Genomic DNA, 13668 nt, shown 5'->3' on the forward strand with positions numbered 1-13668 from the left:
CGACTTCCGCGCGGTCAACCCTCATGCCCGGTGACCCACTCGAAATTCAACAGAGCCTTGTTTTATTGACCCGGAGTTCGCCATGAAGAAGCTGTTGCTGGTTGCCGTGTTCGCCGCCGCCGCGGTGCAAGCGGCGCCCCAGACCGTCACGCTCGACGTGCCCGGCATGACCTGCGCGGCCTGTCCGATCACGGTGAAGACGGCGATCTCGAAGGTCGACGGCGTGAGCAAGGTCGACGTGAGCTACGACAAGCGCCAGGCCGTGGTGACCTTCGACGATGCCAAGGCCAGCGTGCAGAAGCTGACCCAGGCCACCGAGAACGCCGGCTACCCGTCCACCGTCAAGCGCTGAACCGCAGCGGCGGCAAGGAGGCCACCATGAACGTCATGACGCGCATTGCCGACAAGGCCGGCGCGCTGGGCAGCATCGTCTCGGCGATGGGCTGCGGCGCCTGCTTCCCGGCCCTTGCCAGCCTCGGTGCTGCCCTCGGGCTCGGCTTCCTGAGCCAGTTCGAGGCCTTGTTCGTCACCGTGCTGCTGCCGCTGTTCGCGGGGCTCGCGCTGCTGGCCAATGCGCTGGGCTGGTTCAGTCACCGCCAGTGGCACCGCAGCGTGCTCGGCATGATCGGACCGGCCATCGTGCTGGTCGCCAGCTTCACCGTAGCCGAGAAGCTCCTCTACGTGGGCCTCGCGACGATGGTCGCCGTGTCGGTGTGGGACTTCGTCTCCCCTGCAAACCGGCGCTGCGGGCCCGAAGGCTGCGAGGTCGCGCCCAGGCACTCCTGAAGGCGCCGCGTCAGCACCTGTGAAAGCAACCCCATGACCGAACTCGTGATCAGCGGCATGACCTGCGACTCGTGCGCCACGCATGTTCGCCAAGCCCTGGAGAAAGTCCCCGGCGTGCGCTCCGCGCAGGTGTCCTACCCCAAGGGCACGGCCAAGCTCACGCTCGCCCCCGACACGCCCATGACGGCGCTCGTGGCGGCGGTGACCGTGCTGGGCTATCGAGCCCGTGTCGCCGATGGGAATGCCGACCGGCCGCGCGACGGCCTGCTCGACAAGGCGCGCAGCTGGCTCGGCGGTGGCCAGAAGGCACCCGGTGGGGACGAGGCGTTGCACGTCGCCGTCATCGGCAGCGGCGGCGCCGCGATGGCTGCGGCGCTGAAAGCGGCCGAACGTGGCGCGCGCGTGACGCTCATCGAGCGCGGCACGATCGGCGGTACCTGCGTCAACGTGGGCTGCGTGCCCTCGAAGATCATGATCCGCGCGGCGCACGTAGCGCACCTGCGGCGCGAGAGTCCCTTCGACGGCGGGATCGCGGCGAGCACGCCTGTCATCGACCGTGGTCGCCTGCTCGCACAGCAGCGCTCCCGCGTCGACGAACTGCGGCATGCGAAGTACGAGGCCATCCTCGAGAGCACTCCGGGGATCACGGTGCTGCGCGGCGAGGCACGCTTCAAGGACAGCCGGCATCTGGTCGTCCGGCTCAACGATGGCGGCGAGCGCGAACTGGCCTTCGACCGCTGCCTGGTCGCCACCGGTGCGCAGCCATCGGTCCCGCCGATCCCCGGGGTGAAGGACACGCCGTTCTGGACGTCCACCGAAGCGCTGGCCAGCGCCGTCATCCCGCCACGTCTGGCGGTGATCGGCTCGTCGGCGGTGGCGCTGGAGCTCGCACAGGCCTTCGCGCGGCTGGGCAGCGAGGTGACCGTGCTCGCGCGCCACACGCTGTTCTTCCGCGACGATCCCGTGATCGGTGACGCCGTGACAGCGGCCTTCCGCGCCGAAGGCATCACGGTGCTCGAACACACGCAAGCCAGCCGGGTGGACCACGCCGACGGCGAGTTCGTGCTCGCGACCGATCGCGGTGAACTGCGTGCCGACAGGGTGCTGGTGGCCACCGGCCGCATGCCTGCGACGCATGGCCTCGGACTCGACGCAGCGGGCGTGGTCGTCGACGAACAAGGCGCCATCGTCGTCGACGCTGCGATGCGCACGAGCGTGCAGAATATTTACGCCGCCGGCGACTGCACCGACCTGCCGCAGTTCGTCTACGTGGCCGCGGCCGCCGGCACGCGCGCGGCGATCAACATGACCGGAGGAGAGGCTGCACTCGACCTGAGCGCGATGCCGGCCGTGGTCTTCACCGACCCGCAGGTGGCCACTGTCGGGTTGACCGAAACCGAGGCGCGGGCCAAGGGCCTCGAAGTCGACACGCGCACGCTGACCCTGGACAACGTGCCGCGCGCGCTGGCCAACTTCGACACCCGAGGCTTCATCAAGCTGGTAGCCGAGGCGGGCAGCGGGCGGCTGCTGGGCGTGCGGGCCGTCACACCCGATGCGGGTGAGTTGATCCAGAGCGCTGCGCTCGCGCTGCGAGCGCGCATGACTGTGCATGACCTGGCCGATCAGCTGTTCCCGTATCTGACCATGGTGGAAGGGCTCAAGCTGTGCGCGCAGACCTTCACCAAGGACGTCACGCAGCTCTCGTGCTGTGCCGGCTGAGACGCGTGCCATGGGCGCAGTTGATTGGCCTTGACGTAGAGACTGCTCATGAGAGCCTGAGGCATCTGCTTCCTCGGGGCTCTCCATGCAACCTCTCGCACTCACCCTCAAGGGATTCCGCGGCATTCGTGACGGCCTGGGCCGCGACGAGATCACGCTGGACCTCGAGCGCCTGACCCAGGACGCGCAACTGATCGCCATCGTCGGGGCGAACGGCAGCGGCAAGTCGACGATCATGGACTGCCTCGTGCCCTACATCGGACTGCCGAGCCGCGCCGCGCTGGCCGGTGCGGGCGGCTTCTCCTACTACGACCACGTGTACCTGCCCGAAAGCGTGAAAGACCTGACCTGGGCGCACGAGGGCCGCTGCTACCGCTCGCAGATCGTCATCCGCCTCTGTGGCCGCCGCCGCACCGAGGCCTTCCTGCACACGCTCGACGATGCCGGGCACTGGCGGCCGGTGCAGCTCGACGACGGCATGGTGTCCGACGGCCGGGTCGAAACCTATACCCGCTGCGTCGAGGCCATCTGCGGCAGCGCCGAGACGTTCTTCACCTCCGTGTTCGCGGCGCAGGGCAAGCGCCAGCTCAGTACCTATCGCAACGCCGAGATCAAGTCGCTGCTGGCGGACCTGCTCGGGCAGGAAGAGATCCAGGCTCTGGGCCAGAAGGCCGCGGAGACGGTGCGCCTGTTGAAGGCGGGGTTGGCGACCATCCGGCAGGAACTGGTCGGGCTCGACGCGGAGGGGGTGCGCCTGGAGGCGACACGCCGGCGGCTCGACGGAGCGGGCGAACGCATGGCGGCGGCCGAGCGTGCCAAGACGGCGGCGCATTCCGCATTGGAGGCAGCGCAGGCGCGGCATGCGCGCGTGGCGGTCGAGCGCGAGCAGTCGCGGGCCACCGAAGCTCGCCGCGCACAGCTCGCGGCCGAACGCCAGTCCACTCTCGACACCACCGCGCAGGCTCGCCGTGCGCTCCAGTCCAGGGATCAGGTCGAGCGGCAACGGCTGGAGCAACTTGACCAGCGGGTCGCCGGACGGCGTCAGCAGGAATGCTCGCGGCGCCAGGCGCTGACCCTGTCCCGGCAGCGTTGCCAGGCAGTGCTTGCCGAGGCCGGCGAGGTACAGCGTGCGGACCGGCGCCTGCCGCTCGCGCAGCGTGTGCAGGCGCTGCGCAGCGCGCTCACCGAAGCCTGTCGCCAGCAGACACACGCGCTGACGCGCTGCCAAGGGGCGGTGCGGCTTGCCGAACACCGCGTGGCAGGCATCGAGCAAGAGGCGGGGCGGGCCGCGCTGAAAGCCGAGGAACTCGCGCGCCGGTTCGGCCTGACCGGCGAGGTGCCCTGCGTCGGCACGGACCTGCAGGGCCGTTGCAAGCTGCTGGGTGACGCGCGCGAGGCGCAATCGCTGATCCCGAACGCCCATGCCCAGTTGGCCCGGCTGGCCGTCGAGAAGGCCGCGGCGCAGCAGGAACTGCTCGCCGCGCGCCAGCGCTGCGAAGCGCTGGCCGGCGCACCGCAGAACCTGGCACGGGCCGAGCACCGCGAAGCCGCCGCGCGCGAGCGGGTGAGTCGCCTGGCCGTGATGTGCTCGAAGGCGCCGGCGTGCGCACAGGCACAGATGACATTGGTCGAGATCGACCAGGAGTTGCAGGCGCTGGGCCCTGCGCTGGCCGCCGATGCGGCTGCCGAAACCGCCGACGAGCGCGCCGAGCGCCAGCAAATCGCCGCGGCACGCCAGGCGATCGAGGAGCAACAGGAACAACTGGCGAGGCAGGCCACGGCGGCGCTGGCGCGCCTGGATCACGCGCTTGCGTCGCTGCCGCCCGCCTTCGACGAGCGACAGGTGACGCAGGCCGCTCAAGCGCTGGGTGCCGCTCGGGAAGCCTTCGGCGCGACCGAGCAATCGATGCTGACGGCGGTGCGCGAAGCGCAGACGATCGAGGAGGTGTCCAAACAAGTGGCCGCGCTGGCCGAGCGCCGCGAGCGCGTTCACGCGCGCAGCGCTCGCGTCGAGGACGAACTGGGCAACTGGAGCCTCTTCGCGCGCTGCATGAGCAACGACGGCCTGATCGCGCTGGCGATCGACGATGCGGGGCCCGCGCTCTCGGCGTTGGCGAACGACCTGCTGCTGGCCTGCTACGGACCGCGCTTCACGGTGTCGATCCACACCTTGCTGGAGACCGCCAAGGGCGAACAGAAGGAGGGCTTCGACATCCTCGTGCACGACGGCGACACCGGCGAAAGCAAGAGCGTCAGCCTGATGAGCGGGGGCGAGCGAACGTTCGTGGAGTCATGCCTGACCCGCGCGATCGCGTTGTACCTGGCGCGAAACACCGGCCGCCGCTACACCACGCTGTTCACCGACGAGGCGGACGGCGCGCTGGACTCCCAGCGCAAGCGCATGTTCATACTGGGCGGCTACGAGCGCGAGTTCTTCGTCTCGCAGACGCCGGAGCTGACGGCGATGGCCGACGCCGTGATCGACCTCGACGCGCTGAAGGCGGACCGATGCGAAGCGCAAAGGTCCGTCTCCGCGGCGTAGCGGCCGCGGGCCCAAGCCGGCAGCGCCGGCATCGGTCATTGCGGCTTGGCTCGCTGCGTGTGCGGATCGGCCGAATCATGGTGACCGATTCCACGCAGGTATGCCCGATCGAGCAGGTACTCAATCGCTGGCTCGCTCTTCGCGAGCTGCTCCAGGGCGCACAGCAGGTGATCCGCAACGCCGCGGTGCTCACTCGCGACGGCCAGGCTGTAGAGCCGCAACAGCCCTCGCGCGAGGCGAAGGAAGGATCCGAGGTCGCTGTTCATCGCAGACCTCCAAGCGGGGCACCACTGCCCCGAGCGCTCGCAGCGTAGAGCTTGCCCCTGTGTCAAAGTCAACCCCCGGCCGCACTCCCTCCCTCGGAGCGAGACTGCGGCGGAGGTTCAGCGCTGCAGCGAAACCACCTGGGGCTTGTGGGCGCGGCGCACTTCGGCCAACTCCCGGTCGCGCCGCACGAGTTGCAGCCGCGTCTCCTGCCAGGCTGCGAAGTAGTGGTCGACCAGTGCCGCGAGCTTGGTGAGCTGCTCGCGCAAGGCGGCATTGTCGCGGCGCAGGCGCGCCGCGCGCCCGGCGTCATCGGGGCGCCGAAGGTGCTTCTGCTGAGCCGCGTGCAACGCCTGCACGACATCGGGGTGGTAGCGGTACAGCGCGTTGCGCGAGATGCCGGCCAGATCGCACAGGGCGGTGGCGGTCAGTGCCGGCGGCGAGGCGCTGCCGCCACGCTGTCGAACCATCGTCGTCAGCGCCTCGCGCAGGCGCTGGGCCGATGCGGTCTTGGTTGTGCCGCGCCCCTGCTTCGTCATGATCGCTCCTTCCCATCGCTGTCGATCGTGCGGACCAGCGACCTTGCCTCATCGAGTCGTGCGCGGACGATGCGCAGGGTCTGCCGCGGCAGGGCCGGCTCGTCCAGCAACCGCTCGCAGCGGTGGACTTGCTCGACCCAATAGGGTCGATGCCGCTGCGACACCACGAAATTCTTGCAGCGCGCGCAGGTCGACGGCTCGCGGCGAGCGGGGTTCGGGCCGGCCACGTTGCCGAGGCAGGCGCTGTGCTCTTCGCGATAGACGCAGAAGCCCCAGTCGCAGATGCCGAGCACAAGCCCCGCGTCCACCAGCAGGCGCGCGTAGCTTGCGAGGTCTTCCTTCATGCGCTTGCCCCGAAAGCGCGGGCGATTGGCCATGATCTCCTCGCCGGCGCGGCCGCCCAGGCCGGGTGTCGCCAGCATGTGTTCCCACGCGTTGACCGACTGCTGCAGGATCTCGGCGTCGATCTCCTGGGCGAGCCGGTAGTCGGAGCCGGCGTAGCCATGGTCGGTCTCGGCCCGTTCGCGATGACCGAGTTGCTGGGCCAGCGCGAACAGGCAAGTCCTGTCGCGCAACGCCGCGAACCTGGCGAAGGTCTTGCGGCCCTGGTGCGTGGAGAGCCGCCACGGCCGGTCCTGGTGCGTAAGGCCCAGCCAGGCGCCAAAGCGCTGCAGCTGGATGTTGATCCGTGCGATCGACGGAATCTCGAGCAGTTCGGGCAGGACCTCGTGCCACTCCGTCGCGCCGTTGCCGTGCCAGCGGCGCAACCACAACTCGTCGCGTCCGGAGACGGCGCGGTGCCCGGCGGACAAGGCTTCGAGCACCGCCACGGCCTGCACCGCGGCAGGAGGTGCAACCCATTCGTGCGGCCGCCCGTGGTAGCCCGATTGGCGCTTGAAGATCGCCCCGACGATCACGGTGACCGGCTCGCTGGCGCCGTCGGCGCAACGGTGCTGCACGCAGCCGGCCTTCAAGTGCAGGATCTCGCTGACGCGCGGGCCGACCAAGTAGGAGATGACGACGAAGCAGGCGGCATACAGCAAGTCGGTGCGCAGGACGAGTTCGCGGACCGATCGCACCGGGGAATCACCATCGGGGATGCCGGCGCTGGCGCTTCGAAGTGCCCGTGTCGCTCTTCCGGTGTGGGCATGGCCCGCACCACGACCGCCGGTCGCCGCCTGCCGATAAGTCGGCCAGGCGCGCAGAACGATGGGAGCGTCGCGGGTGAGGATGTCGATGGCCGCCTGCACCAATGCCACGGCTACGGTGTCCGGCGTGTAAGGCCAGGGTCGACGCAGCCCCTCGTGATAGCCGGCGGCCTGGCGCTGATCGTGTCCCGCAAAGGGGTCGAAGCACACGCTGTCGTCGAGTTCGCCGCGAAAGCGATGGAAGTACGCGAACAGGTACAGGTGGCGCTGCACGGTCCCCGGCGCTCGCTGCGAGGGGTGGCCAGTCAGGGGGCGCGTGCGCAGCCACTGCTGGAATTCCAGCAGCGCCGGCGGGTCGAGCGCTCCAAAGCGGCTGAAGCCCTCACCGTCCATCCATTGAAGCAGGCAGCGCAGGGTGTGAAAGTACTGCGCCACCGTGCTCGGACGCAGAGGCAGGCCGGTGGACAGCGAGCGCGATCGGATGAGGGCGACGAGCTGCCTGCTGGTCTCCCGCAGCGTGGCGTAGCGCTCGTCGGTGAATCGTCGGCCGTCTCGCAGATCGAAGTCCCAGCGCAGGCGCACAGGCTGCCGTTCTTCCAGCGCGTTGCCTGGCGCAAGAATCCAGACATCGTCTTCCCACCTCGAGTCGAGCAGGAACCATCCACGATCGCCGGCGCGTTCGCCCGCGGGGACGGCGGGACGGTCGGTGACGATGTCCTGCAGGGCTGGCATGGCAGCGGCCTCAGCGCAGGTCCAGCAGCGGCGGAAGTTGCGACAACAGCGACTCGGCCGCCGCGAGCTCTCGTTCGGCGAAGCGCGGCAAGATGTCCTCCTCGAGGATGCGTAGCTGGGGCGCGTAGAAGGCCTGCCAGCGCGCGGGATGCAGCGTCGCTGCCGCGGCGCGAAGGTGGTCACGCGCCTGGAGCAGACGAGCCACCGTCAGCGGCTCCGGCGCGATCACGGCGTTGGGGCAGGTGAAGCAGCCCATGAAGTTGGTGCAGAGCTCGCCCTGACGTGTACCCGGCGCGGTGCCGGCCAGCGGATCCTTGCAGTCGAAGCCGAACATCGAAACCAGCTCGCCCGATGGGAGCCGCGCGCTCGGCGGTGACGCCGCGGCCACCGGCGGAGACGACTTGGTCGACGCTGTGAGGTGCTCGATGAAGGCCTCTTGCAATGCGGCGATGCGCACGTGGTTGTGCCTGCGGACGACCGGCACCTCGACATAGCGGACGGTCGTCGCGATGTTGGCGTGGTTGGCCAAAGCCCGCGTTCGAAGCAGATCGCCGCTGGCGCGGTAGAAGTTGCACAGGACGCTGGGCCGAATGCTCACCAACGAAAACGCAGCAAGGCCATGGCGTTCGCAGAATTGCGCGAGCAGGTGGTGGACCGTGACGGTGGACATCGCGTTCACGGTGCGCAGTCCCTTGAAGATGAAGAGGCGGTTGCGCTGTTCCGGTGGTGCGAGCGGCCGCAACTGCTCGTTCCAGGCGAGGATGTCCCTGATCAGCGCCGGCGGCTCGAACGGGGCGTCACGTTCGAACGTGCGTCGCTGCAGGCGTCCGGCGCGGGCCTTGAACCACACCAGCGCTTGGCGGTTCTCCAGCAGGGGGACCTCCTGCAGGCAGTCGCGCGCGAGTTCGGCGATGGGCTCGGGGTTGCCGGCCGTGTGGATCATGATGGCCAGGTAGTACGGCAGCAGCGAGACGGCACGCGGGTACAGGCAGGGCTCGATCTGCTTGGCGCCGCCCCACCGTCGCACCGCCAGCTGCAACGGATGGTTGCCGCGCCGTTGCAGCTCGAGGCCGCTGGGCACGATGCCGCCGAAGCGTCGATCGACCTCGGCAAGAAGCCAACCCAAAGAGCCGACCTTGTCGCCATCGGCAGCGCGCTGCGCGGCGGCCGATGCGCGCGCTTCCCTCATCGCAGCGATGTCTGCTTCGCAAGCACGCAGGATGGCGCGGAGCTCGCGTGCCGGCAGCGTCGCGCGTGAGGGGTCGTCGCGGCCGCGCCCTGGAAAGGGCGTGAAAGAGTGGTCGATGTGGCCGACGAGATCGGGGCGACAGCGTTCGAGCCAGCGCAGCAGCCGGCGCAACGCACTGTAGACCCCAGCTCGCGTGGAGATTGCCCATGGCCTGCCGTCCGAGCGCCGTTGGGCGTTGAGCCACTCGACATAGCGCACCAGCATCCGTCGGTCCAGGTCCGCGAGCGACGCGACGGCTCCCGATTCGGCCGCGAAGCGGTTGAAAGTCAGCACCGAGGTCCAGCATGACTTGATGCTGCGGGGCGACCGGGCTCCGAGGTGGCTCCAGAACGCCTGTGCCAGCGCGAGCCGCACGTCCTCTGGCAAGCACAGTGACGAAAAGTCGACGACCGTCTTGCGAACCACACGAGGGGCATCGAAGCGAGCGGGCTGCGCGTCGTGCGCTGGCGCCGCCACCGCTTCGTGCGACAGGACCCGACGTATGCTCTGGCGCGGCGACTTCATGGCGCCCCCGTCTCCGACAGCAGCGTGTCGAGCACGTCCTTGAGGACGCATGGGTCGACGGCAACGGCGCGAAGGTAGCGGTCGGTGGTGTCGAGGTGCTCGTGGCCAAGCAGCACCTTCACGACGATCAGAGGGTTGATCTTGGCGCCTCGGTCGGCCAGGTGCTCGAGCCGGGCGAGCAGCATGCACGCGAAGGTGGCCCGCAGCAGGTGCGTGGTGGCCTTGAACCCGCAGGCCAGACCCGCCTGGCTCACGGCTCGCTGATAGGCGTTCTTGCCCGCGGGCGATCCGCGGGCGTTGACGAACAATGCCTTGTGCTCGGAGATGCGACCCTTGCGTCGAGCGCGCGCGAGCCAGGCGAAGCGATGGCCGCTGACGTAGCCGTCGGTCTCGTCGAGCAGGCTGGCCGGCGCGATCACGTGGCCGGGCTTGCGGCCCTTGCGAATGACCTCGATCGCGTGGTGCAGCGTGGCTGACGCACGGCGATGGCCTATGTCGTTGACGCTGAGGCGCAGCAGTTCGCTGATGCGCAGGCCCGTATACAGCTGCCAGCGTGCCATCAGGTCGTAGGGCGGTGCGAGCTCCGCGAGGAGTTCGCGCGCCTGCTCGGAGACCAACGGCCTCGGCAACGCCTCGTACTGCCGAAGGATGAAGATGCTGTGTTCATGGGTCGCAGCGTGACTGGCCTGCGTCGGCCGCTGATGCCGTGCGAGCCGGAGGTCGCGCGTCTTGTCCGCCAGCGGCGAGGCGTTCAACCATTGCGTCCGAACTGCCCACTCGTAGAACCGAAGCACGCCACGAACGCGATGATTGATGGTCGTCGTCCGGTACGGGCGGCCGGTGTGGGGGCTCGGCTGCGCCATCATGCGGTTCCGATAGGCCACGAGGTCGACCGCGTCGGCGCTCTCCCACGGGATGTCGTTCTGCTCGAGCGTCTCGAACCAGTCGTACAGGATCTCGGCGTAGGTCCTCCGCGTGTCGTCGGTATGGGCGCGCTGGACCGAGTGTTCATGCAGGAAGGCGACCGCCGGTTCGATCAACTGCCAGTGTCTGGTGAACAGAAGCGGGAATCCGGCGGGCCGAGGCTCGCGCACGGCGACAGCGCGCGCCTGTTCGGCAGCGTCGCGCGTTCGCGCGGCCACTTCATCAGGGGTCGGCAGCGAGGCCTTGCGGATGATCTGAACCATGAGGCGCTGCCTTGCGGGTCAGAAGCTTGACGGCGTCGACGAATGGCACATCCAGGAGGTAAATCGCCAAGTCGATGGCGCCACCTCCGCCATGCCTCGCACGTGTGTCGTACCACTTGGGACCCGTGGTCACGATCTCGAAATCGCCGCGGCCGGTGCTCAGGTGCCAACGCTGGCTCTGATCGTCCTTGATTGGCCGATACGTCGGGTCAACCTTGAGGTGGGTGGCCAGCAGCGCAAGCGCGTCGCAGGCCGGCATCTGGCGAAGCCGTGTCAACGTCGAGGCACTGAATGAACTGCGTAGTCGGCGCGCGACCATGTTCGCGACCTCCTGTGGCGTTGTTCGAAAACGCGGGACGCGGCGGGCTACTCGCCTCTGAAAGAGGCTGGGCTGCCCGGGCGTGAGGTGACTGTAGGCAGCGAGGCTGCTCAAACCAAGGGCGTTGACACTCGCGAATGCAACCTAACACCCCTACCTCGTGATGCCGTCGCGGGCAGGTGCGGACGGCCTGGGCGCGTTCTCCTACTACGACCATGTCTTCCTGCCCGAGAGCACCAAGGAACTGGTCTGGCGGCACGGCGGCAAGCGCTACAAGAGCCAGTTGGTGTTGCGGGTCAACGGCAAGAAGAAGACCGAGGCCTTCCTGTTCGAGCACTGCGGGCCCGGCTGGGCGCCGGTGGTGCTCCGCGACGGCAACGTGTCGGACGGCAAGGTCGAGACGTACGAGAAGGCCGTCGCAGAGATCCTGTGCCCGGCCGATACCTTCTTCACGTCGGTCTTCTCTGCCCAAGGGAAGCGGCCGCTGTCGGCGTTCAAGAACGCGGAAATCAAGACGCTGCTGGCCGATCTGCTGGGCCTGGAGCAGGTACGGCAGCAAGGGGCGCTCGCGGCGGACGTCGTCAAGCAGCTCAAGGCCGGCCTGGCTGTGGTCCGCCAGGGATTGGCGCGGGCGCAGGAGGACGCGGCGGTCACGCGGCGCAGCCTCGCAGAGCTCGACGGTGCGTCACAGGCCTTGCTTGCGGCAACGGCCCAACGAACTTCGACAGCCGCGAGGTTGGACGCTGCGCGCCAGAAGCTGGCCACGGTCACCGCCGAGCGCACTGGCGCCGCCGAGACTGAGGCTCGCCGCCGGGCGCTCGCCGACGAAGCCAGGCGGGCGAAGGAGGAGCACGATTCGGCGGCCCAGCGGCTGTCCCAGGAGTTGCCGCGCTTGCAGCAGCGCGAAACAAGCCTCCAGCAGCGGATCGCCGAGCGATGCCATGCGCACGGTCGGCGGCGGGCGCAACTGGTGAAGGACATCGCGGTGCTGACTACGGTGGCCCAACTGCGCGAGAGCGTCGAGCGCGCGGCAGCGCGCCGGGACTTTGCGCGGCGTGTCGTGGCCCGGTGCCAGGCCATCGTGGGCCGGCGGCAGGCAAGCGTCGACGTGCTGGAGAAGGCCAAGGCGACTCTTGTGGCGCGGCGACGCGAGGTCGAGTCGATCGACCGCGAGGCCGGGCAGATCGCGTTGCGGCAAGCGGACCTGCAGCGGCGCTTCGGCCTGACCTCTCATGTGCCGTGTGCAGGCATGGAAATCCAGGGGCAGTGCCAACTGCTCGGTGACGCGCGCGAGGCGAAGGCGCTGTTGCCATCGGCGGACGCGGCGCTCACCGGTCTGGCCGAGAAGAAGCGGGTTGCCCTGCAGGAGATCGCCGACACCGAGACGGCGGTGCGCGCGCTGCCCGCTGAGGCGCAACTGCGCAACCAGGCCGAACAGATGCTCGAGACCGCCGACCAGCGCCTGCGCGACATCGAGTTGCTGTGCGCGCGCCGAGACGAGGTGACCCGTGCGGCACAGACGATCGATGGACACACTGCGGAACTGGCCACGCTGCCTGAGCAGGCTGCGCCTGAGACGGGGGACGAGCGTGCCGAACGTGCCGACATCGCTGCAGCTCGGACGCGAGTCCAGGACGAGCTCAGCCGCGTTGCCGTGGTTCGCGACGAGGCGCTGACCCGCACCGCCGAACAGGTTGCTCTGCTTCCCCCGCCGCTGGATGCCGCAGGGCTGAACACAGCAAGGCAGGAGGTCGAGGCTGCGACGCAGGCCGCAGCAGCAGCGGAGGCCGCCGAGTCTTGCGCCCGGCAGCGCGACGAGCGCGCGAAGGCGCTTGGCGAACAACTGGCTGACATCGCGGCCAAGGAAGGGGCGGCGATCCGTGCCGCCAAGCGTGTCGAGGACGAACTGGCCACCTGGTCGCTGCTTGCCAAGTGCCTCAGCAACGACGGCGTGATCGCGCTGGACATCGACGACGCGGGTCCGACGTTCTCCGCGCTGGCGAACGAGCTGCTGCTGGCCTGCTACGGGCCGCGGTTCACGCTGCAGGTGATCACGCAGTCGACCAACGGGAAGGGCGAGCTTCGCGAGGACTTCGACATCATCGTGCACGACGGGACGCGGGACGAATCGAAGAGCCTGAAGCTGGTCAGCGGTGGCGAGCGGGTATGGATCTCATGCCGATCACGGCATGAGATCCACCATGCCGAGAACCCGGATATGCCGAGCTTGCGATCCGGCCGGCGTCCCGGCCGCTGCAACTGCGCGGCGGGTACCTGCGAAGCGACGCGGCATAACGCGGCTGACTCGGGGACGATCGGCGCCAACTCGCGCGGAGGCACGAGCCTGAGCCTGATGAGCGGCGGTGAGCGGACTTTCATCGACGCCTGCCTGACGCGCGCGGTTGCCCTGTACTTGGCCCAGAACACCGGACGGCGATTCGACACGCTCTTCACCGACGAGGCCGATGGGCCTCTCGACCCCGAACACAAGCGCATGTTCATGGCCATGAAGCGCGAGGTACTTCGGCTCGGCGGCTACCGGCAGGAGTTCTTCATCACCCAGACCCCGCATCTCGCGGCGATGGCCGACGCAATCATCGACCTCGACGCCATGCAGGCCGAGCCGCGAGCGGACATCGATGCTGCCCATCGGTGACACGAGCTACTCGGGTTCACGAT

The 13668-nt window shown here is 68.8% G+C and carries 11 protein-coding genes; 5 read left to right on the top strand and 6 right to left on the bottom strand.

Annotation, left to right across the window (positions count from 1 at the left end; all coding sequences use genetic code 11):
- Window positions 1-82 precede the first annotated feature (82 nt).
- The 4 genes from merP to D9C15_RS29605 all read left to right on the top strand — a co-directional run bounded on the left by merP (window position 83) and on the right by D9C15_RS29605 (window position 5047).
- Window positions 83-352: a mercury resistance system periplasmic binding protein MerP gene (merP, locus tag D9C15_RS29590; RefSeq protein WP_128002980.1), complete on the top strand. Its 270-nt coding sequence runs from the start codon at window positions 83-85 to the stop codon at window positions 350-352.
- Window positions 353-378: 26 nt separating this feature from the next.
- The gene (gene merC, locus D9C15_RS29595; protein ID WP_128002982.1) at window positions 379-786 is read left to right on the top strand and encodes an organomercurial transporter MerC; all 408 of its coding nucleotides are present in this window, start codon (window positions 379-381) and stop codon (window positions 784-786) included.
- A gap of 33 nt (window positions 787-819) precedes the next feature.
- Complete coding sequence (gene merA / locus D9C15_RS29600) at window positions 820-2505, top strand: mercury(II) reductase (RefSeq protein WP_128002984.1); 1686 nt, start codon at window positions 820-822, stop codon at window positions 2503-2505.
- 85 nt (window positions 2506-2590) lie between these two features.
- On the top strand, window positions 2591-5047 hold the full coding sequence (locus D9C15_RS29605) for an AAA family ATPase (protein ID WP_128002986.1): 2457 nt from the start codon (window positions 2591-2593) through the stop codon (window positions 5045-5047).
- Window positions 5048-5082: 35 nt separating this feature from the next.
- On the opposite strand, the gene D9C15_RS29610 is transcribed toward D9C15_RS29605, so the two are convergent.
- The 6 genes from D9C15_RS29610 to D9C15_RS29635 all read right to left on the bottom strand — a co-directional run bounded on the left by D9C15_RS29610 (window position 5083) and on the right by D9C15_RS29635 (window position 10989).
- Complete coding sequence (locus D9C15_RS29610; RefSeq protein WP_128002988.1) at window positions 5083-5313, bottom strand: hypothetical protein; 231 nt, start codon at window positions 5311-5313, stop codon at window positions 5083-5085.
- A 117-nt stretch (window positions 5314-5430) separates the two neighbouring features.
- Entirely contained in the window at window positions 5431-5850 is a 420-nt protein-coding gene (locus D9C15_RS29615) for a hypothetical protein (protein WP_128002990.1), read from the bottom strand.
- Window positions 5847-7730, bottom strand: a complete 1884-nt coding sequence (locus D9C15_RS29620; protein ID WP_128002992.1) for a site-specific integrase — start codon at window positions 7728-7730, stop codon at window positions 5847-5849. The genes D9C15_RS29615 and D9C15_RS29620 overlap by 4 nt, the downstream gene beginning before the upstream one ends.
- Before the next feature lie 10 nt (window positions 7731-7740).
- A complete protein-coding gene (locus D9C15_RS29625) occupies window positions 7741-9483 on the bottom strand; it encodes a site-specific integrase (protein ID WP_128002994.1) in 1743 nt (580 codons plus the stop codon).
- A complete protein-coding gene (locus tag D9C15_RS29630) occupies window positions 9480-10670 on the bottom strand; it encodes a tyrosine-type recombinase/integrase (protein ID WP_128002996.1) in 1191 nt (396 codons plus the stop codon). Before D9C15_RS29630 ends, D9C15_RS29625 begins: the two co-directional genes overlap by 4 nt.
- Window positions 10630-10989 (bottom strand): hypothetical protein, encoded by a 360-nt coding sequence (locus D9C15_RS29635; RefSeq protein ID WP_240668648.1) that lies wholly within the window; start codon window positions 10987-10989, stop codon window positions 10630-10632. Before D9C15_RS29635 ends, D9C15_RS29630 begins: the two co-directional genes overlap by 41 nt.
- A 160-nt stretch (window positions 10990-11149) precedes the next feature.
- Here D9C15_RS29635 and D9C15_RS33770 point away from each other — a divergent pair, with 160 nt between their 5' ends.
- On the top strand, window positions 11150-13645 hold the full coding sequence (locus D9C15_RS33770; protein ID WP_205854944.1) for an SMC family protein: 2496 nt from the start codon (window positions 11150-11152) through the stop codon (window positions 13643-13645).
- Window positions 13646-13668 lie beyond the last annotated feature (23 nt).

The sequence above is a fragment of the Piscinibacter defluvii genome, assembly GCF_004011805.1.
GTDB classification, from domain to species: domain Bacteria; phylum Pseudomonadota; class Gammaproteobacteria; order Burkholderiales; family Burkholderiaceae_C; genus Piscinibacter; species Piscinibacter defluvii.